This window comes from Pseudomonas sp. GW823-FHT03E05 (assembly GCF_058796855.1).
In genome coordinates, this window is record NZ_JBXAJB010000004.1 from 240,335 (window position 1) to 265,854 (window position 25,520).

20 protein-coding genes are annotated in these 25,520 nt (G+C 64.5%); 7 read left to right on the plus strand and 13 right to left on the minus strand.

All coding sequences use genetic code 11. From position 1 onward, the window contains the following. Window positions 1-113 precede the first annotated feature (113 nt). The 7 genes from gcsR (at window position 114) to AC1RCO_RS17990 (ending at window position 9,094) form a co-directional block, all read left to right on the plus strand. Window positions 114-1,622 carry a transcriptional regulator GcsR gene (gene gcsR / locus AC1RCO_RS17960; RefSeq protein ID WP_011062893.1) on the plus strand — a complete coding sequence of 503 codons (1,509 nt, stop codon included), beginning with the start codon at window positions 114-116 and terminating at the stop codon, window positions 1,620-1,622. A 313-nt stretch (window positions 1,623-1,935) separates the two neighbouring features. Further along, a complete protein-coding gene (gene gcvH / locus AC1RCO_RS17965) occupies window positions 1,936-2,319 on the plus strand; it encodes a glycine cleavage system protein GcvH (protein WP_492617912.1) in 384 nt (127 codons plus the stop codon). A gap of 9 nt (window positions 2,320-2,328) precedes the next feature. Next, window positions 2,329-5,184 carry an aminomethyl-transferring glycine dehydrogenase gene (gene gcvP / locus AC1RCO_RS17970; RefSeq protein ID WP_492617913.1) on the plus strand — a complete coding sequence of 952 codons (2,856 nt, stop codon included), beginning with the start codon at window positions 2,329-2,331 and terminating at the stop codon, window positions 5,182-5,184. Window positions 5,185-5,362: 178 nt separating this feature from the next. Next, window positions 5,363-6,739, plus strand: a complete 1,377-nt coding sequence (locus AC1RCO_RS17975; RefSeq protein WP_065365373.1) for an L-serine ammonia-lyase — start codon at window positions 5,363-5,365, stop codon at window positions 6,737-6,739. A 40-nt stretch (window positions 6,740-6,779) separates the two neighbouring features. Beyond that, window positions 6,780-7,904, plus strand: a complete 1,125-nt coding sequence (gene gcvT, locus AC1RCO_RS17980; RefSeq protein ID WP_019094558.1) for a glycine cleavage system aminomethyltransferase GcvT — start codon at window positions 6,780-6,782, stop codon at window positions 7,902-7,904. A 392-nt stretch (window positions 7,905-8,296) separates the two neighbouring features. Next, a complete protein-coding gene (locus AC1RCO_RS17985) occupies window positions 8,297-8,509 on the plus strand; it encodes a cold-shock protein (RefSeq protein ID WP_007977299.1) in 213 nt (70 codons plus the stop codon). 96 nt (window positions 8,510-8,605) lie between these two features. After that, window positions 8,606-9,094 (plus strand): RDD family protein, encoded by a 489-nt coding sequence (locus tag AC1RCO_RS17990; protein WP_011062898.1) that lies wholly within the window; start codon window positions 8,606-8,608, stop codon window positions 9,092-9,094. Between the two features lie 65 nt (window positions 9,095-9,159). Here AC1RCO_RS17990 and nadA read toward each other — a convergent pair whose 3' ends face one another. The 13 genes from nadA to AC1RCO_RS18055 all read right to left on the minus strand — a co-directional run bounded on the left by nadA (window position 9,160) and on the right by AC1RCO_RS18055 (window position 25,505). Further along, window positions 9,160-10,218, minus strand: coding sequence for a quinolinate synthase NadA (nadA, locus tag AC1RCO_RS17995; protein WP_015636755.1), 1,059 nt, complete (start codon window positions 10,216-10,218; stop codon window positions 9,160-9,162). A gap of 191 nt (window positions 10,219-10,409) precedes the next feature. Beyond that, window positions 10,410-11,762 (minus strand): ATP-binding protein, encoded by a 1,353-nt coding sequence (locus AC1RCO_RS18000; RefSeq protein WP_492617914.1) that lies wholly within the window; start codon window positions 11,760-11,762, stop codon window positions 10,410-10,412. Next, complete coding sequence (locus tag AC1RCO_RS18005) at window positions 11,738-12,403, minus strand: response regulator (RefSeq protein WP_019094554.1); 666 nt, start codon at window positions 12,401-12,403, stop codon at window positions 11,738-11,740. The genes AC1RCO_RS18000 and AC1RCO_RS18005 overlap by 25 nt, the downstream gene beginning before the upstream one ends. A gap of 110 nt (window positions 12,404-12,513) precedes the next feature. Then, window positions 12,514-12,948 carry a hypothetical protein gene (locus tag AC1RCO_RS18010; RefSeq protein WP_041119609.1) on the minus strand — a complete coding sequence of 145 codons (435 nt, stop codon included), beginning with the start codon at window positions 12,946-12,948 and terminating at the stop codon, window positions 12,514-12,516. Window positions 12,949-12,976: 28 nt separating this feature from the next. Beyond that, the gene (locus tag AC1RCO_RS18015) at window positions 12,977-13,744 is read right to left on the minus strand and encodes a COG4705 family protein (RefSeq protein ID WP_401402289.1); all 768 of its coding nucleotides are present in this window, start codon (window positions 13,742-13,744) and stop codon (window positions 12,977-12,979) included. Window positions 13,745-13,843: 99 nt separating this feature from the next. Continuing rightward, on the minus strand, window positions 13,844-14,479 hold the full coding sequence (locus AC1RCO_RS18020; RefSeq protein ID WP_011062902.1) for a thioesterase domain-containing protein: 636 nt from the start codon (window positions 14,477-14,479) through the stop codon (window positions 13,844-13,846). After that, the gene (locus AC1RCO_RS18025) at window positions 14,476-17,541 is read right to left on the minus strand and encodes a non-ribosomal peptide synthetase (protein ID WP_492617915.1); all 3,066 of its coding nucleotides are present in this window, start codon (window positions 17,539-17,541) and stop codon (window positions 14,476-14,478) included. Before AC1RCO_RS18025 ends, AC1RCO_RS18020 begins: the two co-directional genes overlap by 4 nt. A 4-nt stretch (window positions 17,542-17,545) precedes the next feature. Continuing rightward, on the minus strand, window positions 17,546-18,556 hold the full coding sequence (locus tag AC1RCO_RS18030; protein WP_492617916.1) for a zinc-dependent alcohol dehydrogenase: 1,011 nt from the start codon (window positions 18,554-18,556) through the stop codon (window positions 17,546-17,548). Then, window positions 18,556-19,899 (minus strand): 3-phosphoshikimate 1-carboxyvinyltransferase, encoded by a 1,344-nt coding sequence (locus AC1RCO_RS18035; protein ID WP_015636761.1) that lies wholly within the window; start codon window positions 19,897-19,899, stop codon window positions 18,556-18,558. Before AC1RCO_RS18035 ends, AC1RCO_RS18030 begins: the two co-directional genes overlap by 1 nt. Then, window positions 19,896-21,104 carry a Coenzyme F420 hydrogenase/dehydrogenase, beta subunit C-terminal domain gene (locus tag AC1RCO_RS18040; protein ID WP_255313442.1) on the minus strand — a complete coding sequence of 403 codons (1,209 nt, stop codon included), beginning with the start codon at window positions 21,102-21,104 and terminating at the stop codon, window positions 19,896-19,898. Before AC1RCO_RS18040 ends, AC1RCO_RS18035 begins: the two co-directional genes overlap by 4 nt. A 113-nt stretch (window positions 21,105-21,217) precedes the next feature. After that, window positions 21,218-21,685, minus strand: coding sequence for a GNAT family N-acetyltransferase (locus AC1RCO_RS18045; protein ID WP_019094547.1), 468 nt, complete (start codon window positions 21,683-21,685; stop codon window positions 21,218-21,220). Next, window positions 21,686-22,621 (minus strand): DMT family transporter, encoded by a 936-nt coding sequence (locus AC1RCO_RS18050; protein ID WP_125062103.1) that lies wholly within the window; start codon window positions 22,619-22,621, stop codon window positions 21,686-21,688. It abuts the gene before it with no gap. Window positions 22,622-22,631: 10 nt separating this feature from the next. Further along, on the minus strand, window positions 22,632-25,505 hold the full coding sequence (locus AC1RCO_RS18055; protein WP_492617917.1) for an AMP-binding protein: 2,874 nt from the start codon (window positions 25,503-25,505) through the stop codon (window positions 22,632-22,634). Window positions 25,506-25,520: the final 15 nt, after the last annotated feature.

Sequence of the window (25,520 nt, forward strand, 5' to 3'; positions counted from 1 at the left end):
CGGCCCGCCTTCGCCGGCTAGCCGGCTCTTGCGGCATGCGTGACGATTTCGACTAAGCCCCTGCCCCAAGGCATACTGGCCACCCTCCGCTTTGCAGAACCGTCAGTCACCCCATGCGTATCCACGTCAGCTTCATCGACCGCGTCGGCATCACCCAGGAAGTCCTGGCCCTGTTGGGCGGGCGCAACCTCAACCTGGATGCGGTGGAAATGGTGCCGCCCAACGTCTATATCGATGCCCCGACCTTGAGCCCCCAGGTGCTGGAAGAACTGCGCGATGCGCTGTTCAACGTACGTGGCGTGCAGGCGGTGACGGTGGTGGACATCCTTCCCGGGCAACGCCGGCACCTGCAACTGGACGCCCTGCTGGCGGCCATGACCGATCCGGTGCTGGCCCTGGACAGTGCCGGCAAAGTGCTGCTGGCCAACCCGGCGCTGATCGCCCTGTATGGTCGCGAACCGGCCGGGGAAAGCGTCGCCGAGCTGTTTGCCGACCCCGCACTGCTGGAGGCCCTGCTGGAAAACGGCTTTCGCCTGCCGCTGCGGGAAATCACCGTCAATGGCCAGACCCTGCTGCTGGACGCCACTCCCATTACCGACGCCGGTGCCCTGCTGACCCTGTACCCGCCCAACCGCATCGGTGAACGGCTCTCGGCCCTGCATCACGACCACGCCGAAGGCTTCGATGCCCTGCTCGGCGAATCACCGGCGATCCGCACCCTCAAGGCCCGGGCGCAGCGGGTTGCAGCGCTGGACGCACCACTATTGATCCAGGGTGAAACCGGCACCGGCAAGGAACTGGTGGCCCGTGCCTGCCACGCCATCAGCGCCCGCCACGGCGCGCCGTTCCTGGCCCTGAACTGCGCGGCACTGCCGGAAAACCTGGCCGAGAGCGAACTGTTCGGCTATGCCCCCGGCGCCTTTACCGGCGCCCAGCGCGGCGGCAAGCCGGGGCTGATGGAGTTGGCCAACCAGGGCACGGTGTTCCTCGATGAAATCGGCGAGATGTCGCCCTACCTGCAGGCCAAGCTCCTGCGCTTTCTCAATGACGGCAGCTTTCGCCGGGTCGGTGGCGATCGCGAGATCAAGGTCAACGTGCGCATCCTCAGCGCCACCCATCGTGACCTGGAAAAAATGGTCAACGAAGGCACCTTCCGCGAAGACCTGTTCTATCGCCTCAACGTGCTGAACGTGGAAGTGCCACCGCTGCGCGAACGCGGCCAGGACATCCTGCTGCTGGCCCGCTACTTCATGCAGCAGGCCTGCGCGCAGATCCAGCGGCCGGTGTGCCGGCTGACACCGGGGACCTACCCGGCGCTGCTGGGCAACCGCTGGCCGGGCAACGTGCGGCAATTGCAGAACGTGATCTTCCGTGCGGCGGCGATCTGCGAGAGCAACCTGGTGGACATCGGTGACCTGGACATTGCCGGCACCTCGGTAGCCCGCCAGAACGATGCCGAAGTGGCCAGCCTGGAACAGGCCGTGGAAGCCTTCGAGAAGGAGCTGCTGGAAAACCTCTACGTCAGTTACCCCTCGACCCGGCAACTGGCCAACCGCTTGCAGACCTCCCATACCGCGATTGCCCACCGCCTGCGCAAATACGGCATTCCCAGCAAGGCCTGAGCTTGCGCCTGCCGCTCTGAAAGCGACCTCCATCTGTACTGAAAGCGCTACAGTGGAACGATTTCGCTACAAAGCCTTGCAATCGCAGCCGTGCAAGGCTTTGATCCTCAAAGCCTTTTTTCCGCACCCCGTGCTGTAGCGTTTTCGCTACGGCCGTGAAATTCCATTCTCTACAAAAAACACTCAACCCCTTGATTTACAACGGCCAAATAAATATTGGCCGTGTTCTTGCTATGGACATTGCCATTCGGCTCGGCGCTGTCCGAGCATTCAATCGCGTCCACCAGACGAGTCTGGCCCCTGAGGAGTTTCCATGAGCGAGTTGCGTTTTACTGAAGATCACGAATGGCTGCGTACCGAAGCGGATGGCACTGTCACCGTCGGCATTACGGCTTTCGCCCAGAACGCCCTGGGTGATGTGGTGTTTGTGCAACTGCCGGAGCTGCAGGGCTACGACAAGGGCGCCGAAGCCGCCACCGTGGAATCGGTGAAAGCCGCCAGCGGCGTGTACATGCCCCTGGACGGTGAAGTGGTCGCCACCAACCCGGCCCTGGAAGACAGCCCGGAACTGGTCAACGAAGACCCGCTGGGCGAAGGCTGGTTCTTCCGCTTCATCCCTGCCGATGCCGCTGCCGTTGGCCAATTGCTGGACCAGGACGCCTACGACCGCCTGATCAAAGCCAGCGCCGAAGCCTGAGGAGCCGCCATGACCGTCAACCTGAGCACCGCCAACGAATTCATCGCGCGCCACATCGGCCCGCGCCAGGGCGATGAGCAAGCCATGCTCAATAGCCTCGGCTTCGACTCCCTGGAAGCCCTGAGCGCCAGCGTGATTCCCGAGAGCATCAAGGGCACCAGCGTGCTGGAGCTGGGCCAGGGCCTGAGCGAAGCCCAGGCCCTGGCCTCGATCAAGGCCATCGCCGCCAGGAACCAGCTGTTCAAGACCTATATCGGCCAGGGCTACTACAACTGCCATACGCCGTCGCCGATTCTGCGCAACCTCCTGGAAAACCCCGCCTGGTACACCGCCTACACCCCGTACCAGCCGGAAATCTCCCAGGGTCGCCTGGAAGCCCTGCTGAATTTCCAGACCCTGATCAGCGACCTGAGCGGCCTGCCGATCGCCAACGCCTCGCTGCTGGACGAAGGCACCGCCGCCGCCGAAGCCATGACCTTCTGCAAGCGCCTGAGCAAGAACAAGGGCAGCCACGCCTTCTTCGCCTCGCAGCATTGCCACCCACAGACCCTCGATGTGCTGCGCACCCGTGCCGAGCCCCTGGGGATCAACGTGGTGGTGGGCGATGAGCGCAAGCTGACCGACGTCAGCCCGTTCTTCGGCGCCCTGCTGCAATACCCGGCAAGCAACGGTGACCTGTTCGACTACCGCGAGCTGACCGAGCGTTTCCACGCTGCCAACGCCCTGGTGGCCGTGGCCGCCGACCTGCTGGCCCTGACCCTGCTGACCCCGCCCGGGGAATTCGGCGCCGACGTAGCCATCGGCAGTGCCCAGCGCTTCGGTGTGCCCCTGGGCTTTGGTGGCCCGCATGCGGCCTACTTCGCCACCCGCGATGCCTTCAAGCGCGACATGCCCGGCCGCCTGGTGGGCGTCTCGGTGGACCGTTTCGGCAAGCCGGCCCTGCGCCTGGCCATGCAGACCCGCGAGCAGCATATCCGCCGCGAGAAGGCCACCAGCAACATCTGCACCGCCCAGGTCCTGTTGGCCAACATCGCCAGCATGTATGCCGTGTACCACGGTCCCAAGGGCCTGACCCAGATCGCCCAGCGCATCCACCAGCTGACCGCGATCCTGGCCAAGGGCCTGGTCCAGCTGGGCTTGACCGTGGAGCAGGAAAGCTTCTTCGACACCCTGAGCCTGCGCACTGGTGCCGACACCGCCGCGCTGCACGACAAGGCACGCGCCCAGGGCATCAACCTGCGGGTGATAGACGCCGAGCGCCTGGGCCTGTCCCTGGATGAAACCACCACTCAAGCCGACGTTGAAACCCTGTGGAGCCTGCTGGCCGACGGCAAGCCCGCGCCGGACTTCGCGGCACTCGCGGCGGCGGTCACCAGCGCCATCCCCGCTGCCCTGGCACGCCAGTCGGCGATCCTCAGCCACCCGGTATTCAACCGCTATCACTCGGAAACCGAGCTGATGCGCTACCTGCGCAAGCTGGCGGACAAGGACCTGGCCCTGGATCGCACCATGATCCCGCTGGGCTCCTGCACCATGAAGCTCAACGCCGCCAGCGAGATGATCCCCATCACCTGGGCCGAGTTCGGCGCACTGCACCCCTTCGCTCCCGCCGAGCAAAGCGCCGGCTACCAGCAACTGACCACCGAACTTGAAGCCATGCTGTGCGCTGCCACCGGCTACGACGCGGTGTCGCTGCAGCCCAACGCCGGCTCCCAGGGCGAATACGCCGGCCTGCTGGCCATTCGTGCCTATCACCAGAGCCGTGGCGACGAGCGCCGCGATATCTGCCTGATTCCCTCCTCGGCCCACGGCACCAACCCGGCCACTGCCAACATGGCCGGCATGCGCGTGGTAGTCACCGCCTGCGACGCCCGCGGCAACGTCGACATCGAGGACCTGCGGGCCAAGGCCATCGAGCACCGCGAGCACCTCGCCGCGCTGATGATCACCTACCCGTCGACCCACGGCGTGTTCGAAGAAGGCATCCGCGAAATCTGCGGCATCATTCACGACAACGGCGGCCAGGTGTACATCGACGGCGCCAACATGAACGCCATGGTCGGCCTCTGCGCGCCGGGCAAGTTCGGTGGCGACGTGTCGCACCTGAACCTGCACAAGACCTTCTGCATTCCCCACGGCGGTGGCGGCCCGGGCGTCGGCCCGATCGGCGTCAAGTCGCACCTGGCACCCTTCCTGCCCGGCCATGCCGCGCTGGAAAACAAGAAAGGCGCGGTCTGTGCCGCTCCGTTCGGCAGCGCCAGCATCCTGCCGATCACCTGGATGTATATCAGCATGATGGGCGGCGCCGGCCTCAAGCGCGCCTCGCAGTTGGCGATCCTCAATGCCAACTACATCTCGCGCCGCCTGGAAGAGCACTACCCGGTGCTCTACACCGGTAGCAACGGCCTGGTGGCCCACGAATGCATCCTCGACCTGCGTCCTTTGAAAGACAGCAGCGGCATCAGCGTGGACGACGTGGCCAAGCGCCTGATCGATTTTGGCTTCCACGCGCCGACCATGTCCTTCCCGGTGGCCGGCACCCTGATGATCGAGCCCACCGAAAGCGAATCCAAGGAAGAACTGGACCGCTTCTGCGACGCCATGATCCGCATCCGCGAAGAAATCCGCGCAGTGGAAAACGGCGCCCTGGACAAGGACGACAACCCGCTGAAGAACGCTCCGCACACCGCGGCCGAACTGGTGGGCGAGTGGTCCCATCCATACAGCCGTGAACAGGCGGTGTACCCCGTGGCATCCCTGGTGGAAGGCAAGTACTGGCCGCCGGTTGGCCGGGTCGACAACGTGTTCGGCGACCGCAATCTGGTGTGCGCCTGCCCTTCGATCGAGAGCTACCAGGACGCGTAAGCCGTCCATCACTGGAGAGCCGTGCCCCTGCAGATACCGCGTATACCTGTAGGAGCCGGCTCGCCGGCGATGAGCGAGCCCCATCAATCGGGTCGAACAGCGCGCCTGGATCGCGGGCAAGCCCGCGCCTACAAGTGCCTGCGTGCCGAGCATCACAATAAGAAACCGGAGAACCAACATGTCCCTGAGCGTGTTCGACCTGTTCAAGATTGGCATCGGCCCCTCCAGCTCCCACACCGTCGGCCCGATGCGCGCCGCCGCGCGCTTTGTCGAAGGCCTGCGCCGTGAAGACCTGCTGAAGGCCACCACCTGCGTCAAGGTCGAGCTGTACGGCTCGCTGGGCGCTACCGGTAAAGGCCACGGCAGCGACAAGGCGGTGCTGCTGGGCCTGGAAGGCGAGCACCCGGACACCGTGAATACCGAAAACATCGCCGCGCGCCTGCAGGAAATACGCAGCAGCGCGCGCCTCAACCTGCTCGGCGAACACAGCATTGCGTTCAACGAGAAAGAACACCTGGCCATGATCCGCAAGCCCCTGGCCTATCACCCCAATGGCATGATCTTTCGTGCCTTCGACAGCGCCGGTTTGCAGATCCGCAGCCGCGAGTACTACTCCGTTGGCGGTGGTTTCGTCGTGGATGAAGATGCCGCCGGAGCCGATCGCATCGTTGAAGACACCACCCGCCTGACCTTCCCTTTCCGCAATGCCAAGGAACTGCTGCAACATTGCGCTACCTATGGCCTGTCCATCAGCCAGGTGATGCTGACCAATGAAAGTGCCTGGCGCCCGGAAGCTGAAACCCGCGCCGGCCTGCTGAAGATCTGGCAGGTGATGCAGGACTGCGTGGATGCCGGCTGCCGCAACGAAGGCATCCTGCCCGGCGGGCTCAAGGTCAAGCGCCGTGCCGCGGCCCTGCACCGCCAGTTGTGCAAGCACCCGGAAGCGGCGCTGCGCGATGCCTTGTCGGTGCTGGACTGGGTCAACCTCTATGCCCTGGCGGTGAATGAAGAAAACGCCAACGGCGGACGGGTGGTCACAGCCCCCACCAATGGCGCGGCCGGAATCATTCCGGCGGTGCTGCACTACTACATGCGCTTCATTCCCGGGGCCAACGAAGACGGGGTGGTGCGTTTTCTCCTCACCGCCGCAGCCATCGGCATCCTCTACAAGGAAAACGCCTCGATCTCCGGCGCCGAAGTCGGCTGCCAGGGTGAAGTGGGCGTGGCCTGCTCGATGGCGGCCGGGGCCTTGTGCGAGGTCCTCGGCGGCAGCGTGCAGCAAGTGGAGAACGCCGCGGAAATCGGCATGGAACACAACCTCGGGCTGACCTGTGACCCCATTGGCGGGTTGGTGCAGGTGCCCTGCATCGAGCGCAACGCCATGGGCTCGGTCAAGGCCATCAATGCGGTGCGCATGGCCCTGCGCGGCGACGGGCAGCACTTCGTCTCCCTCGACAAGGTCATCCGCACCATGCGCCAGACCGGAGCCGACATGAAAAGCAAATACAAGGAAACCGCCCGTGGCGGTCTGGCCGTGAACATTATCGAGTGCTGATACGCAGCCTGTATCCGCACGTTTTTTTCAGGAGTTGCCCATGTCCACCGAAACACTGTTGAAAACCCCGCTGCACAGCCTGCACCTGGAACTCGGCGCCCGCATGGTGCCGTTCGCCGGCTACGACATGCCGGTGCAGTACCCGCTGGGAGTGATGAAGGAGCACCAGCACACCCGTGAACAGGCCGGGCTGTTCGATGTGTCCCACATGGGGCAGATCCTGCTGCGCGGCGCCAATGCCGCCCAGGCCCTGGAGACCCTGGTGCCAGTGGATATCATCGACTTGCCGGTGGGCATGCAGCGCTACGCCATGTTCACCAACGAACAGGGCGGCATCCTCGATGACCTGATGGTGGCCAACCTGGGGGACGAACAGCTGTTCCTGGTGGTCAACGCCGCCTGCAAGGACCAGGACCTGGCCCACCTGCGCCGCCACCTGGGCGAGCAATGCGACATTCAACCGCTGTTCGAGGAACGGGCCCTGCTGGCCCTGCAAGGCCCGGCTGCGGTCACGGTGCTGGCGCGCCTGGCGCCGGAGGTGGCGCAGATGACCTTCATGCAGTTCAAGCCGGTGACCCTGCTGGGCGTGGACTGCTTTGTCAGCCGTTCGGGCTACACCGGCGAAGACGGTTTCGAAATCTCGGTGCCGGCGGCCCAGGCGGAAAAACTCGCCCGTGCCCTGCTGGCCGAGCCGGAAGTAGCGGCCATCGGCCTTGGCGCCCGCGACTCCCTGCGCCTGGAAGCCGGCCTGTGCCTCTATGGCCATGACATGAACAGCGACACCACGCCGATCCAGGCCAGCCTGCTGTGGGCCATCTCCAAGGCACGTCGTGCCGATGGCGCCCGCGCCGGCGGCTTCCCCGGTGCCGAGGTGATCTTTGCCCAACAGCAAGGCGGTGTCAGCCGCAAACGCGTCGGCCTGCTGCCCCAGGAACGCACACCGGTACGTGAAGGTGCAGAGATCGTCGACGCCGAAGGCAAGGTTATCGGCAGCGTGTGCAGCGGCGGTTTTGGCCCGACCCTGGGCGGCCCCTTGGCCATGGGCTACCTCGACATAGAGCACTGCGCACTCGATACGCCAGTTGCAGCAATAGTTCGTGGGAAAAAGGTGCCAATGCTTGTAAGCAAAATGCCATTCGTGCCACAACGCTACTACCGCGGCTGAGGGACTGTTTCTATAAGTAACGCGGTTGCGTTAAAAGTGCACTAATCTGTAACGCAACCGCCATAAAACAGTGCATATTTTCGATACTGAACTTCACTTATAACGCCCGAAAACAATTGAACAACTCTATCGAATAAGCCCCGTACGCTAGTTCCGCCAAACCTCGGCAAGCTGAGTAAAACCGGGGCTTCGCGGGGCTTGTTTTTTCTCCCATAGTTGGCGTAGAGTTTCCCCACTGTGTTTGCATGGGTCGCTTGGAATCGTGACCTGGGCAGTAGCTAACAAGTTTGCTACAACCCGTTCGACGTCTCTTACTTTCCTGCAACCCAGCCCAGTACTCTTTCATGAGAAAGAGACTGTCATTAATTTTTTAGCGTCAAAGGAAATAAGAAATGTCCCAACGTCAGAGCGGTACCGTCAAGTGGTTTAACGACGAGAAAGGTTTTGGTTTTATCACTCCAGAAAGCGGTCCGGATCTGTTCGTACACTTCCGCGCCATTCAGGGCAACGGCTTCAAGAGCCTGAAAGAAGGCCAAAAAGTGACCTTCATCGCTGTGCAAGGCCAGAAAGGCATGCAGGCTGACGAAGTACAAGCAGAAGCTTAATCATCTGTAACGAAAAAGCCCCTGATGCTGACATCAGGGGCTTTTTTGTGCGCGCAATTCCGTAAAATGGCTTCTTTTTTCAGTCGAGAGCCTGTCATGTCGAAACATCTGCTAAGCCCCCAAGGCGAGTTCCCCGCCGCCGGCCTGGGTCGTCGCCTGGCAGCGATGTTCTATGATTTCCTGCTGTGCGTTGCCCTGCTGATTGTCACGGGCGGCGTCTACAAGCTGATCCAGATGCAGATCATCGGCGAGGCGCGGATGCGTACCCTGACCGAATCCGGCGCCCTGGACGGTGACCCGTTGTACTCCACGGTGCTGCTGTTCGTACTGTTCGGTTTCTTCGCCAAGTTCTGGACCCACTCCGGCCAGACCCTGGGCATGCAGGTCTGGGGTATCCGGGTGCAGAACGCCGACGGCAGCCGTATCAGCCTGTGGCAGGCGCTGTTGCGCTTCATGGTGTCGATCGCGTCCTGGCTGTGTGCCGGCCTGGGCTTCTTCTGGGTGCTGGTGGACAAGCAGAAACGCAGTTGGCACGACATCTACTCCAACAGCCAGCTGGTGCGCATTCCCAAGCAGAAGAAGTAAGCCCGCCGCCTACAAAAACGCCCCGACAGATCGGGGCGTTTTTTTTAAGCGGGCAGAAGAACCGATCAGGCGTTGCCCGCCAGTTTCATCCGCGCGGCCTGGGTGAAATCCAGCATGCGCTTCAGAGGGCGGAGCGCATTGGGGATCAGCGCCGGGTCGACGCTGATCTCGTTGCTGCCATCCTTCAGGCACTGCAGGGTACGCTCCAGGGTATTCATGGCCATCCACGGGCAATGGGCACAACTGCGGCACGCCGCACCATTGCCGGCCGTCGGCGCCTCGATGAACACCTTGTCCGGGCACAGCTGCTGCATCTTGTAGAAGATGCCGCGGTCGGTGGCGACGATGAAGGTCTTGTTCGGCAGGCGCTGCGCGGCAGCAATCAGCTGACTGGTGGAGCCCACCGCATCGGCCAGTTCGATCACCGAGCTGGGGGACTCCGGGTGCACCAGAATGGCCGCATCCGGATACAGCGCCTTCATGTCTTCCAGCTGCTTGGACTTGAACTCCTCGTGAACGATGCAGGCACCGTCCCAGAGCAGCATGTCGGCACCGGTCTGGCGCTGGATGTAGGTGCCCAGGTGCTTGTCGGGGCCCCAGATGATCTTCTCGCCGTTATCCATCAGGCTTTCGACGATTTCCAGGGCGCAACTGGACGTCACCACCCAGTCGGCACGGGCTTTGACCGCCGCCGACGTGTTGGCATAAACCACCACGGTGCGCTCGGGATGCTGGTCGCAGAAGGCCGAGAACTCCTCCACCGGGCAGCCAAGGTCAAGGGAGCAGGTGGCTTCCAGGGTCGGCATCAACACCCGTTTTTCAGGGTTGAGAATCTTCGCCGTCTCACCCATGAAGCGGACCCCGGCAACCAGCACGGTCTTGGCCGGATGGGCATTGCCGAAGCGGGCCATTTCCAGGGAGTCGGACACGCAGCCACCGGTTTCTTCGGCCAGGGCCTGAATCACCGGATCACAGTAGAAGTGTGCAACCAGCACCGCATCCTGAGCCTTGAGCTCGGCAGCGATGGCGGCACGCAGATGGGCCTCTTGCGCAGCGCTCAAGGGTTTGGGCTGCTTGGCGTCGAGGTGGGCTTGAACCAGAAGGCGTTCAGAAATTTGCGTCATGTTCGCAAGACCTGCAGGCGCTTGAGGCGCGAAAGTCGAGTATACCACCGGCTCCGGACCGCTTAAGGCCCCGCCGGGAGAGTGAGTTCATCAGGTACGGACAACATTGGAGCCGCGCAAGGCTACAGAATATCCAGGGTATTCAAAAGCCTATTCTGCCCAACAGCCGCGCCCTACCCTGCCGGCGGCGCCTACACCCGGGCGAAAGCCACCGTCACACACAACCCGCGTTTGGTCCGTTGGTCGGAGTAATCCAGCCAGACCCGGCCGGCATGCCGATCGGCAATGGCCTTGACGATGGCGAGCCCCAACCCGGAGCCCACTTCATCGCTGCCCAGCCCGCGATGGAAAGGGTCGAACACGCGCTCGCGCTCAGCCACGGCAATACCCGGCCCCGAGTCGCTGACCTGCAGCAGGATCTCGTCCTGCACCTGGGCCACTAACAGGTCTACCCGCCCACCTTGCGGGGTATAGCGGATGGCGTTGTCCACCAGGTTCTTCACCAGGGTCAGCAGGTCCTCCTGGCTGATCAGCACCTGCCTGTCCGGCCCACCTTCCAGGCCGATGTCGATCGCCTTGTCCTCCGCCAGGGGCAGCAGGTCCTCCAGCACCCGGCGGTACACCCCGTGCACCGAGACCGGCTCAACCCGGCCATTGATGGCCGATTGTGCAGACGCCAGCCCGAGCAATTGATCGATCAGCTTCCTGCCGCGCTCGATCCCCCGGCGCAACAGTTGCAGGCGCTCCCGAGCCAGGCTGGGCATCTCCACCGATGCCAGGCGCTCGGCCTGCAGGGACAAGGCCGTCAGCGGCGAGCGCAATTCATGGGCGGCATCCGCCACGAAACGCCGCTGCGTCGTCATGGATTGAGTCACCCGCAGCAACAGGCGATTGATGGCCCGCACGAAAGGCCGCACCTCGGTCGGCAGATGGCGCTCGTCGATCGGGTGCAATTCCTGCTCGTCACGCAGATCGATCTCGGCCGCCAACTGCTCGATGGGACGAAACAGTTTGCGCACCAGATCGGCAATCACCAGCAACAGCACGGGAAACAGGATCAGGAAGGGCAACAGTCCACGCCAGGCGCTTTCCCGCGCATCCCTGTCACGAGCGCCGGTTTCCTGGGCCACGGCAATCCGCAGGCCAGCGCTGGTGGTCTTGACCAGCACCCGAAACGGCTCGCCGCCCACCGTCAGGGTCGACAGACCGTCCACCAGGGTGGTGGGCAGCGGCAGGGGGATTTCGGCATCACTGTCCGCCGCCGCCCTGGCGCCATCGGCCAGGTATTGAACGACCACCCTGGATTCCTCGTTATCGTCGGCGACGACCTGCCCCGGCGGCGGGTAGGCCAGGGTCATGTGCTGGCGCTCGAACAGCGCGGCCACCTGGCGCAGGGTGTTGTCCTGCATCTCCAGGGCCTCGTCGAAGGCCGAGACATAAGCAAAGACTCCGGCCAGCAGCGCAACGATCAGTACCGCCACTGACAGGGCAATGGACAGCCTGAGCTGGACCGACTCGCTCAGACGTCTTTTGAAACCATCCATCCCATCCCCCTGACGTTCTTGATCACCTGGCTTCCCAACTTGCGGCGCAAGGCATGGATCAGGAACTCCACCGCATTGCTTTCCACCTCCTCGCCCCAGCCGTAGATGCGGTCTTCCAGCTCGCTACGGGAAAGAATCGCCCCCGGGCGGATCAACAGCGCCTGCAACAGGGCGAATTCGCGGTTCGACAGCTGCACCGCAGGCTGCTCGAACGAGCTTGCCTGTTTCGATACCGGGTCCAGCGAAACCACACCATTGCCCAGCAGCGGTGCCGCGCTACCGCCTTTGCGACGCATGACCGCACGCATTCGCGCCAGCAGCTCGGCCATGGCGAAGGGCTTGAGCAGGTAGTCGTCCGCGCCGCCGTCCAGGCCTCGCAGCCGGTCATCGAGGCTGTCACGAGCGGTAATGATCAACAGCGGCACCGGGTTGTTACGGCGGCGAATACTGTCGAGCACCTGCAAGCCGTCCTTGCCGGGCAGGCCGAGGTCGAGCAGCACCTGGTCGTAATGCTGGCTGTCCAGGGCAGCCAGGGCGGTCACCCCATCGCTGACCCAGTCGGCGGCGTAGCCTGCATCCTTGAGGGCGCCCTGTATCGCCTCGGCGATCATCCCGTCGTCCTCCACCAGCAAGATCCGCATAGTGCCTCCGTAGTGAAACAGGCCCGGCCTGCGCTTGAGCAAGGCCGGGCCCGGGTCGAGTCCCCCCAAGGGTAATCACTCGCCTGCCGGTCTGCTGGAAAAGATGAGGGTCAGGCCTTGCCTTGCAAGCGACTGAACGTTGCCAGCAGATCGTCCATCGCCGACTTGCACTCGGCCTGTTGCGGGGTGCCGGCGCGCAGGGCGTCAAGTGCGCGGTCGATGCCCTTGTCCAATACATGCCAGTCACCGGCGGCACGGGGCTTCAAGCCGGCTTCGGCGGAGTCCCAGGCAACTTCCAGATCCTTGATCCGGCGCTTCGCCCCCGCCAGGTCCTGCTTGTCCACCAAGCCGGCCACATCACGGGCAATGGCCTGGAACTCGGCCAGGTCGCCCAGCCTGGAGGCCGTGGCCGCGGTAGCCTGGGCTGAAGCGGCAGTGCCGGGCTTGGGCGCATCGGCAGGCTTGGAACACCCCGCGGCCAGCCCCAGCAGGGCAATCATGGAAAGGGTCGTGGTGTAGCGAATGGCAGAGCGGATAAAGGCCATGATGAGTCCTTGAGTGAGGGTCGGATAATCAGTGGGAAAGGCGCTGACGGTTGGTGACGTTGAGCTGCGCGACGGTCACCAGCAAAAGAATCACGCAGAGGAAGATCGCGCTGGTCCAGGTGGCGCCCAGGCCCAGGCCACCGTAGGTCTTGGCTTGTGTCAGCAGGTCGCCGAGGGCGGCGCCAAACGGTCGGGTGAGGATGTAGGCGATCCAGAAGGTCAGCACCGCATTGCCCCCCAGGCGCCAGGCCACCAGGGTCACGGTAATCAGTGCGGCAAAGATCAGCGCTCCCAGGGTAAAGCCGAGCCCCAGCGCCTCGGTGGCCAGGTCCCCGGCGGCGGTTCCCAGGGCGAAGGTGCAGAGCACGGTGGCCCAGTAGAACAGCTCGCGTCGCGGGGTAACGATCTGGCGGATCGACAGATTGCGCTCAACGGCGTACCAGACAGCGAAATTGACCGCCAGCAAACCTGCAAACACTGCGGTGCTGAGGTACAGGCTGATGCCCAGCTGATCGGTGAGCACATCGGTGATCTGGGTCCCGACGATGCTCACCAGGACCACGCTCAGCCAATAGATCCATGGCGTGTAGGCCCGGCTGCGGAACTGCGCGAACAGCGCCAGCCCCAGCAACAGGGCCATGCCGATGCTGGTCACGCCCTGCCCCAGGCCGGCGTCGACGGCCAGGTAGTCGGCGCAGGTTTCGCCCACGGTGGTGGACATGATCTTGATGATCCAGAAGGACAGCGTCACCTCCGGAACCTTGTTCAGCCAATCGGTCTTGCTCAGCGGCTTCATCGGGTGCCTCTCCATAACGGCGCGTGTATTGGCGCGAGGCAGAGGCTACGAGGGAAAACTTAGCTGGAACTGAGGGCACCCCGAACGGGCCGGCTTCGATCACCAAGCAATGCGCTGCAAGGCCCCAGGGTCCAGCAGCCAGGTGAGCACATCGGGGCTATTGATCACCGAGCCATGGTGGTGCTGCTCGTCCCGCCAGTAGCGATTGTCCTGGGCCGGATCGAGCCCCAGGCCCGGGGCCAGCCCCTCGGCACTGCGCCCGGCGGACAACAGCACATCCACCGCGCGCCCCTTCAGCGGCACCGCCTGCCATTGGGACAGCAGCAGGATATTGCCGTGCACGCACTCGCGATTGACCAACTGCGCGTCCACCAGGTCATCGACGTAGGCGTACTGCGGATCGGCCGCCAAACGCCGGGCAATGGCATCCGGGGCCAACCCTCGAAGCTCGGCCAGCAGCGGCGGGTCCACCAACAGCAGCGGCCTGGCGGGCGCCGTGCTGCGGGCCACGCAACAGGCCGCCACATAAGCGCCGAAGGAGTAACCGAGCACCGCGTCCAGGGTCGTCAGCTCATGCTCTTGGGCAATCTGCCGGGCCAGGTCTTCGACACTGGAATAGGGCCAGTAGTCGCTGTAGTTGACCTGCACCAGCGACACCCGCCCCTTGAGTGCCCGGCCCAGGGCGGAAAAACAGATCGGATGGCCGACGAAGTCGGGAAAGCAGATCAGTTTCATTGACGTTGCCCCGCCGCGACAAAGGATTCGAGAAATGCCCTGGCCTGCGGCTCGGGCAGATAGCTGTTGAGCAGCACTTCGCAGCCCAGCGCCGACTTGACCACCGTCAGGTCGAGCAGGGTCTTGGGCCACTCGCTAACCGGGTTGGCAATCCGCGTTTGCAACCACCGGGCGTCACTGGCCGGCAGCTCGACGAAATTGCACAGGAACGCCGGAGCAAAGCCGTACAGGCCCAGGGCCGCGAGTATTTCCTCGTAACCCAAGGCCGCCCGGGCCAGCTTGGCATTCAGGTAATCCATGCAGGCCTGTGGCTCGCAGCCTTCGGCGAAGCGCCCGGGAGCCAGGGGCACGGGCACCGTGTAACTGGAGAATCCGCTGATCACCGAACGCTCAGCCCAGGCGAACAATAGATTGACGATCGGCGCCTCTATCCCCAAGCCCTCGGCGCAGCCCTGGCGAAACGCCTGCAACAAGTGAAACAGACGCTGCGGCGAGGTCAGCTTCATCGGGTCCATGGCCAGTGCCGCCCGCAACTGCAGCGCCTGGGCAGTGGCCGCCGGCGCCGGGACATCGGCCAGCGGCGCGTACTCCTCGGCCTCTTGCTCCCAGGCCTCGGTGCCGGCATCTGCCAGACGCTCATATTCCTCGGCCTGCATCAGGTTATTGCCGACAAAGGAAAAATCCGCCACCGGCGGCGACTGCACGCCCAGCGCCAACTGTTCCACGCTGCGCAGCAGGCTCAACTGGCCGACATGGTTGCCAAGGATGTGGTGCAACCACAGCCCCAGGTGCAAGGTGCCGTCGATGCGCACCTTGAACAGGCTGCACAGGTCCTGCTCGAACAGTGACAGCGGCCGCTCAAGGAAATGCTCCACGCAGGCCTGCTGGCTGGGAAACTCCGCCACAGGCTCCAGCCACAGGCGCGCCGGCGGCTCGGGGGCCAGATCAAGACAGTACTCGCCCTCGACCCGCGCCACCCGACAGCCCGCCAGTGGATAGCGCTGCTTCAAGCCCTGGGCCAACGCCTGCAGGTCCAGCCCGACGGCCGGCAACTGCTCGGGCCGGAACAGGTAGAGCACGTTGTTGGCCCGTAGATCCTTGTTGAACAGTTCGGCATACACCATCGACAACTGGCTCTTGTTCAAGCCGATCCAGCGGCTGTCGCCGGCAACCGGCAACCGCGCGGAACCGCTGTGCAGCGCCTCCCGGGCGTGGCTGGCCGAGGTGGCGCGGACCACGGCAAAACGCCCCAGGTGAGTATTGATCGAAAACCCTGCATGGGCGGCGGGCAAGGACTCCTGCTCCGACTCGATCACGTAGTACTCCTGCGCACCGTTTTCCAGCAGGGACGCCAGGCCGGGTTGGGCCTGTAGCCAGTCCAGCAACTGGCCCAGGGTGGCCATGCGGTAGAACTGCTCCAGGCCCAGGCCTTCCCAGCCCAGGTGACGGTTCACCGTGCCCACCAGCTTGATCGCCGCCAGCGAGTTGCCGCCGCTGTCGAAGAAGCTGCGCTGCAGGTCATGAGCCGACACGCCGAAACGCGCGAGAAAACGCCCTGCCGGCGAGTCGTCCGTTTCAGTGGCCGGCTGCCCGAGACACAGGCGCTGCTTGAGCTCGGCAATATCCAGCTTGCCTGAAGAGCGCAGGGCAAAGCGCTCAATCTCGACAAATCGCGACGGCACCATGAACGGCGGCAGGCTTTGCCGGCCATATTCGGCCAGCACCCGGGGCTCGACCCCAGGCGCCTTGAGGTACACCAGCAGCAACTGCGCTTCGGTTCCCTGGTCATCCAGCAACACCACACAATCGAGCATTCCCGGGTAACGCTTGAAGGCGGCGGCGACCTCGGTCAGCGACAGGCGCTGGCCACGCAGCTTGATCTGGTCATCGCTGCGGCCATGGAAGTGATAGAGCCCCTGGCCATCCCGGGAAACCAGGTCGCCACTGCGGTAGCAACGCAGCGTCCGGCCCTGCCATGGCAGGTCGATGAAGCGCTCCCGGGTCAGCCCGGCATCCCCCAGATACCCCGGGGACAAGCCGCCCCCGGCGATCAGCAGCTCACCGGGTTCATCCTCCTCGCACGGCTGCCCGTCAGGGCGCAGCAGCAACAGGGTGGCGTCGTCCACGGCCTGGCCGATGGGAATGTCCCGGGTGCTGTCGAAGCTGCGGGGAATGGCATAGACACAGGTACCCATGGTGTTTTCCGTGGGGCCATAACCGTTGTAGAGAACCAGACCATCGGCGGCAGCATAGGCCTGGCGGACATGCCCTGCGGACAGGACCTCGCCGCCGACCATCAGCCGCTTGATACCCCGCAGCCAGCCGCGGTCGATATCGACGAAGGTGTTGAACAGGGTCGAGGTCAGCCACAGGCTGTCGACCCCGGCCTCGTGGATATAACGATGCAGGTGTTCCAGGGTCAGGGCGCCGGGAACATGGATATGCAATTCGCCGCCATTGAGCAGCGCGGTCCATATCTCGAACTGCGAGGCGTCGAAGGTCAGGTTCGAGGCGTACAGCATGCGAAAGCCCGGCTGCAGCGGAAAATGTCGCGGCCGGTCGCAGAACCCCAACACCCCGCGATGGGTACAGGGAATGATCTTCGGCGCGCCGGTGGTACCGCTGGAAAAGTTCACGTACACCGGCTCGGCGCCGCATAGCGGCGGCCAGCACGCAGCCTCGTCCGTGGGCGCGAGCAATTCATCCAGCGCCAGATACCCCGGGCCACCGGCAACCTCCGGCGTGACCCGCCAGCGCACACCACTGCGTTCACACACCGACTGGTTCCACTGGGGCGGGTTGTTGCGGTCCAGATAGCAGTACGACAGGCCGGCCCGCACCATGCCCACCAGCAGCACCAGTTGTTCAATCGAGCGCTCCACCTCCAGGCCCAGGGTGCTGCCAGGCGTCAGGCCCAAGCCCAGCAAGCGGGCCGCCACCTGTGCCGAACGCTGTTCCAGCTCCCGGTAGCTGAGCCGTGCGCCGTTACAACTCAGCGCGGTATCCGTGGCATGCCGGGCGAAGACGTCGTCCAGGCACGAAGCAATAGATAGATGAGCCATGCCGTCACACTTCCCTGTGCTTGATCAGGTTGATTCCAGGGGCGAAGAACGCCGCGCCGTTGTAGTGCGCCAACGCCTGCCCCAGGTCCATCTCGACCCGCTGCAGGTGCTCCAGCCAATCCCTGCCGGCCACCAGGTAGTCGAGGCAACGAGCGATGTTGCGCTCCACCGTGGCTTCCCCTGCCGGGCACTGCACGCTCTTGCGCCCGTGATGGTAGGCATCGTCGCGGTAACCGTTACCGCAGCGGGACACGTTGATGATGTCGATGTTGCCCATTTGCGGCGAGAGCTCCAGGGTCAGGCTGACCCGCCCGACATTCACCAGCCGCGAGCGGCCAGCCCCGTTGCCCTGCGGATTGAGCAGGGCCAGCAACCGCGGGAACAAGGCGCTGATATCAGCATCGATGCACAGGAAAATCCGGGTGAACTGCCCGGCCATCGCCCCCGGCTCGGCCAGCAGGTCGAGCACCTGCACCGGCAGGCCCGGGTCGATGGCGGCGGGGTTGAGGTCCGCGACCCAGATCCGCGCACCATGACAGGCCGCCACCAGGCTCAGCATCTTGCCCACCAGGCCCATGCCCACCACCAGGATCTGCTCCCCCGCCTGCAATTGCGCACGGTCCACCGCATGCACCGCAGTGGCACCCAGGGTGGCAAGAATCGCCTGGTCCTGGGTCAGTGGCGGCGGTACCTTGCACACCAGCCGCTGGGGCACCTGGATCCAGTTGGAATGGGTGGCAATCTTCCAGCCCATGGCCACCACCCGGTCCCCCGGCTGCACGCCTTCCACCTCGGGCCCTACGGCGCTAACCACCCCGGCCGCGCAATAGCCCAGCGGCAGTTGCTCGCCAGTCTCGCGTACCTGCTGCAGGTAATGACGCTCGGTGCCCGGGCTGACCATGGAGTAGTCCACCGCCACCTGCACTTCAGTGGCCGCCAGAGCGGCCAGAGGTTCATGCACGGCGATCACGCCGTCGGCGCCACAGGCGGTGAGTGTGTATCGGCTGCTGCTCATCAGGCCTCCCGTCCGGTCAGGCGATCCAGGCACTGGGCAAACCCTGGAAATGAAGTCTGGTAGCAATGCCCTTCGAGGATGGTGGCCTGCAGCCCGTGAGCCAGCAGCAGGACGTGGGCGGTCATCGACAGGCGATGGTCACCGAAAGTCGGGATCGCTCCCTGCACACTGGGCACCTGCCCGCCTTCCACCCGCACGTCGTAGCCGTCGACCTGGTAGTCCAGGCCCAGGGCATTGAGCATGCTGCGGGTGGCGGCGATCCGGTCCGATTCCTTGAAGGTCAGCTCGTAGAGGTCACTGAAGGTCGCGCTGCCGGGCAGCACGCAGCTGATGGCCAGGGCCAGCGGCACTTCGTCGATCATTGCGTGGAACTGGTGCTTGTCGCGCAAGTCGTGAGCCCTGGGTTGGCCACCCCCGCGCAGCAGCAGGCGGCCCACCGGCTCGCCATGACGAATGCTGTCCACCTCCAGGGTCAGGTTGAAACCACAGGCCAGCAGCCAGTTGAAAAAGCCCAGGCGCGTAGGGTTCAGGCACACATTGTCGAAGCTCAGGCGCTGCTGCTCCTGGTGGCGGTTGCACAGCAGGAACAACGCCGCCGGATAGGCAATGGCCGAGGGGTCGCGAGGGATGCTGATCTCCTCGGGAATCGCGCAGTCCCGTGGCTGGTAGTGGATCTGCAACTGCTCGTCCTGCAGCCGGTCGCCAAAACTGTTGATGATGCGCTGGGTGTGATCCCGGGCCACCACCGGGTACCGGATCGACATCGGCTTGCGTGCCGCCACCCCGGCAAACAGCAAGGTGCTGATGGCCTGGGCGCTGCCGATGTGGATCTGCGCCGCGCCGCCGCGGAATGCAGCCTGGTGGATACGGATCGGCAGCGCGCCCGGACGCCCCAGGTACTCCAGGTGGGCGCCCATCTGGTTCAGGGGCTCGACGATCCAGTCGAAGGGGCGGTTGCGCAGGGTTTCGTCGCCATCGACGATGCACGGCACATTGAGCCCCACCAGCATCCCGATCAGTAACCGCGCGGCCGCGCTGGAGGGCCCCAGGTCGACCCGCCGCTCGTGGGTCGCCTGGGCGAACTCACCGCTGATCTCCAGGGTCTGGGGCGTCTGCCCTGGCGTCACCTCAAGGCCCAGTTGCTGCAGGGCATCGAGCAACAGGGTCACCGCCTTGCCGCGGTTCAGGTCCCGCAGGCGCACCGGATGCCGGGCCAGGGCGGCAAACAGGATCATCCGATGGCTGATGGACTTGTCCGATGGCAGGTAGCCGTCGATGTTGGCCCAGACTTGCTGTTGGCGGCCGAGGGTGAAATCGATGGGCCGGTCCGGGTAATCGATCATGGGCTACTCCTGTATTTGGCGGGGTTGATCAGTTCGGCGTCGTCCACCAGCGCTTCGTCCTCGAAGTGGTCGCCCACCCCGGGGCCGGCGGGCAACACCAGCGGCTGGGTTTCATAGAAGCGCCGACGGTTCTTCTTGCGTTCAAGGCCGAGGTTGAAGCCCCCAAGGTCGACTCCCCAGCTTTCCAGCCGGCCATGGGTGATGGCGCTGTCCACCAGGGCCTGGCCCATCTCGGTGCGGATCAGCGCGCGGCCGTGTTTCTGTTCTTCGGAACCGTTGAGGCTGGCTTCGAAAATGTTGGGGTCGCCGTCACACACGCTGACGTCGGCCAGCCCGCTCATCCAGTCACCGCAACTGAGGCAGCGAAAGGTCTTGTTGTCCTTGAGCTTGCCGAGGATCTCCCAGAAATCGATGCCAAAGGTCTGGCTGTCCAGCAAGGTGACTTGCAGCCGGCCGGGGTAATCGCCTTCGCGGTACTTGATATCGCGCACCTGCTGCGGGTCTTGCCCCAGCACGTCGCTGATGATGCTGTGGGTGCCGGCCGGCAGGGTGTTGGAGGAGCAGGCGGTCTCGATCACGCAGATGATCCGGCTGCGGGCCCAGTGGCCGATGGCGGTGTCCCGGCGCTGCAGCTTGCGGATCGCCTGGACGTGGCAGGCCAGCCCCACCACGGCAATGCGCGCGTCCGGCTGCTGTTCGTAGCATTCGCGCAGGGCATTGAGGTAAGGCGCCAGCTGGTAGGTGGACTGGGCATTGTTGATGATCGCCTGTGTGGCGCTGCCCAGTTGCGGCGCGCTGCGCCAACCCTGCCCCGGATGACGGCCCATGGTCAGGGTCAGGTCCACGTCAAAGTGCTCCCGGGCGGTCAGCAGCAAGGTGGTGGCGGTGCCGCCACTGGCCGAGCGCCGGACTATCTGCGGGTCGGTGGAACGCGCACCGATGGCCTGGCGGCTGATCCCCAGCCAGCGCTCTTCGGCGCGGCGGGTACGGCCGAACAGTTCCAGTTCGGAGCGATCGGTATCCGGCTGCAGCCCCGGGCACACCGCCAGGCACTCGGTGCAGCTTTCACAACTGTCGCCGATGCCCTCCAGCAGCGGCACCACCCGGTCCGGGTCGAAAACGATTACCTGCTGTGGGCACACCAGGGCGCAGGCGCCGCACCCGGCGCACAGATTCTGATCGAGCACCGTCAATTTCAATAACATCCCTGTCATCTTGGATAAGCCTCGTGTGCCGTTTTCCGGGTGCAGCCGGCCGCGCCCCCGCGAACCGGGGACGGGCAAGACCTGCTGTGCTGAAGTGGCCGCCGACGGTCAGCTCAAAGCGGGCGTTCCATCTTGATGATCTCGATGGACACCGGGCTGTTGCCGCGGCTGAAGGTGCCCTCGCCGATCTTCTGGAAGCCGTGGTAGGCATAGAAGCCTTCGGCCGTCAGGGTCGCCTCCAGGTAGGCCGAGCTGGCACCGCTGGCCCGCAGCCGAGCCAGCGCCACCTCCAGCAGACGGCTGCCCAGGCCACGCCTGGCCACATCGCCACGGATGAACAGCTTGCTGACCTCATTGCCGTCGAGTTCGACGAACCCTTCGATCTGCTCGCCCTCGGCCAGCCACAGCGATCCCTTTTCCACGGCTTCGCGGTAGGTTTCCGGGGAGCGCCCATCGAGCCACATGCGGATCTGCTGATCGCTGTATTCAGAGGTGCACAGGCGCTCTACCGAGTTGCGGTGGGCCTCGAAAATACCGATCAGATCGTCCGTGGTGGCCTGGCGTATCCGTACATTGCTCATTCAGCTGAACTCCACTTTCTTGGGGGCGGGGTGGTAGCGAAACTTGAAATTGATCAGGCTGCCCAGCATCACCAGGGCACTGCCGAGCATCAGGTGCAGGCTCAGGGGCGTTTCCCCCAGCCACACCGACAGGTAGCTGGCGCCGATGGGGTACAGCACGCCGACATAGCCGGCGTTCTCGGCGCCCATGCGCTTGATCAGGTCGATGAACAGCACGAACACCAGCGCCGAGCACACCACCCCCAGGTACAGCAGGATGCCGAGATCGGCCAGGGTGCCCGGCAGTTGCAAGCCATGGCCGCCCAACAACAGGCTGACGGCGTATAGAGCGCAGGCCCAGCCGGCCGCCACCTTGTTGATGTGCAAGGTGCCGAGCTGGCAGGTCTTCTGGATGTGCTCCGAAAGCACCGATCCGATGGCCACCGCCAGGAAGGAAGTCAGCCCCAGGGCCACCCCCGCCAGCGACAGCGGCCGCCCCGGATCGCCAAGCATGAACAGCCCCAGCCCGGCGATGCTCACCAGTGCGCCGAGCAGGTTGTGCAGGGCGACCGGCACATGCAGGAACAGGCGCTTGATGCCGATGATGTAGAAAATCACAAAGGCGCTGAGGCAGGCCATCTGCGCACTGCCCAGGTAAGCGGTGGCCAGGTAGGCCAGGCCGATGCCGGCATAGAAGTACACCGCCCCCACCCCGGCCATCAGCAAGTAGGCCTTGCGGGTTACCGGCTGCTGCGGGCCGGCGAACAGCCGTTGCCACAGCCACAGCACCCCGTAGGCAATGAGGAAGCGCAGCATCAGCGAAGAGCCGACGTCGCTGTGTTCCACCTGCAGCGAAATGGCGATCCAGTTGGTGGACCAGATCAGCAGGCAGCCGAGGAAAATCAGCACGGCGACCAGTGAACGGGGTTTCTTGTTGTTATCGGGTAAGGCGTTCATGGAGGTTTCTCTAGCTCAAGGCAGCGGTGATCCCGGTCAGCAGCGACTCCAGGCGTTCTTCGCCGAAGACCTGCGGGTCATAGTCGATTTTCAGCAGCAATTCGCCCGCGGCCAGGTAGCCGGTGAACTCCAGGTGATGGCTGGGGCTGCCCTGCATCAGTTGCAGGCTCAAGGGATGCACGCCGACCCGGGCCCCGGGCGGGTTCTCCACGGCGCCCAGGAAGTTGTAGCTGTAGCCGCAATCGAACAGGCCCTTGAGGCGCTCGGCCTCGGGCGTGGCGAAATAACGGTTGCCGAAGCTGTGGGCAATGCCCTGGCTGGCTTGCTGGCCGGCCTTGATTTCCCTGGCGATCTGCTCCAGGTCCAGGCTGGCAACCTGCAGCACCAGCGGGTAGATCACCGTCAGCCAGCCGAACACGCTGTTGAGCTCGGCGCCGCTCTTGTCCAGGGCCCGCCCATGGTCGAGCAAATGGACTTTCTGGAACGGGTTGTCATCGCTCTGGCTCATGGCGCGCAGGATGGCCGCCAGCAGCAACTGGCTGGTCTCGGCCACACCCCGGGCCCACTGCGGCAGGTCGCGGACCGGCCCCAGGCACAGCTCGGCTCGCCGAAAGGCCTCGCGCCGGGGAAACTCGGGGCGCTGCCCGGTCAACTGCGCGCAGCGGCCCCAGGGCAGTGCTTCCCAGAACGCTTCATGGGTCGCCGCGGCATGCTCGCGCTGGTAGCTCTGCTGCCACTCCTCGAAGGCCGTCGGCCGCGGCCAGCCTTGCATGCACTCCAGGCCCTGCCCCAGGCATTCGTCCAGCTCGGAAACCAGCAGCATCCAGGAGTAGCGATCGACCTGGAACTGGTGCCCGGCAATGATCAGGTGATGGCCAGCGGCGTCCTGTTGCTGGCTGAAGCAGAAGAGTTGCCCCTGGCTCAGGGAGATGGCTGCGCAGGTCCGCTGCACCGCTTGCTGCAGATCCGTTCCGGCAGGCTGCAGCCCCTGATCCTGAACGCCCGCCTCGATAAAGTGATGGCGGAAAATTGCCCGCAGCGCCTGGCTGACTCGCTGTGGCTCCTGGCCGGCGGCTATGTCCAGCACCAGGGCCTGGTTCCAGTGATCCAGGTCGCTGATGCCGCGGCTCAGCAGGAAGCGGCGATTGGGCAGGCCCTCGACCTGCGGCCGGGAAACCCCGGGCCGGGCCTTGGCCGCCGCCGCATGCACCGGCAATTGCCCAAGGGCCTGATCCGACAGCAACTCTTCCAGGTCCAGCACCAGGCCCTTTCTCTTCAGCGTGGCAACCACCTGCAAGGCCCGCAGCGAATCGCCGCCATTGTCGATAAAGCTCTTGGCCCGGTCCGGGCTCTGCCCGCCAAGTACCTGGCCGATGGCTTGCCAGAAAGGCTCCGGTGCGGCCTGTGCCGGCTCCGGCGCCGCCATGGCGCGGGCAGCCAGTTGCGCCAACGCCTGCCGGTCGATCTTGTTGTTGCGGTTCAAGGCAAAACGCTCCACCAGCAGGAAGCGCGCCGGCACCCGGTGCGCCGGCAGTGCGGCCCTGGCGGCCTGACGCAGGAGGTCTTCGCCAAGGCTGGCGTCACGGGCAATGACAAAGGCCACCAGGGCCAGGTTGTCCCCGGCCTGATGGGCGATCACACAGGCTTCCCGTACCTGGGCCAGAGCCTTGAGCTCCGATTCCACTTGGACCAGGCTGACCTTCTGCCCGTTGATCTTGACGATGGAATCCTTGCGCCCCAGCAGGCGTATGGCGCCATCGGGCTGGTGGCACGCCAGATCACCGGTGGCGTAGCACTGGCGCTGCGAGTCCAGGGGGCTGGGCTGGGTCAGCTCGACGATCAGCCCGCTGGCCGGGTCCAGGCGCCGGGCCACCAGGGAAGAATAGAGCAGCAGTTCACCCACCCCTTCGCCGTAGGGCTGCCCCGGTTCCTTGGCAATGTCCAGGGTGACGCCGTCCACCGGCTGGTCCAGGGCCCAGGTCGGGTCCTGCAGCGTCTGCCCCTGGTCGATGCGGGCGTAGAGCGCGGTGGTGCATTCGGTCGGCCCGTAGGCGTTGAACAGCTGCGAGCCTGGGGCAAAGGCGTGGTTGAAGCGCTGGATATCCGAGGGGTGGATGATCTCGCCGCCGATCACCAGTTGCTTGGGCCGGGCATAGATGCCGCTCGCATCGGTGTAGAAGGCACGCAGATAGGGCACCGTCATATGCAACACATCGATGTCATGTTCGACGATCAGCGCCTCGACTGCGGCGAAGTCATGCTCCCGGGGGTTGAGGCTGCACAGGGTGGCGCCAGTCTTCAGGCTGGCGAAGATGTCCATCAGGCCGGCGTCCCACCCCGCGGAAGCCAGTTGCAGCACACGCTGCCCGGGGCCGATTCCAACATAGCCGATGTAGTTGTCGATGTGCCGGCCCAGGGCCTCGATGCGCTGCACTATGGCCTTGGGCTCGCCAGTGGAGCCGCTGGTGAAGATCACGTAGTCCTGGCAACGCAACGGGTATTCCCGGCCAGGGGGCACGGGCCGGGGTTGCAGGTGCTGCAGGTCGAGCACCGGCAAGGAACGGGTCAGTTGTGAACCAGGCCGTGTCGTGCCATTGAGGACCAGGTTCACGCCCAGGTGCTGGAGCACCGGCATCAACTCGTCGAGGTTGCTCGCCGGGTCGATGAACACCACTCGCCGGGCGGCGGACAAGGCCGCGATCAACGCCGCATACATGGCCCGGCCATGGCTGGCATACAGCGCCAGCACCGGCTCCGGCAGCCCTTGCAGCTCGGCGCTGACCCCCTCGCGCAACTGGTCGAGCGCGGCAAAGCCAAGGCTGCCCTGGACATCGATGACACCCGCAACATCGGTACCCGCCATGCGGGTAAAAGCCTGCAACATGATATCCCTGCCTTG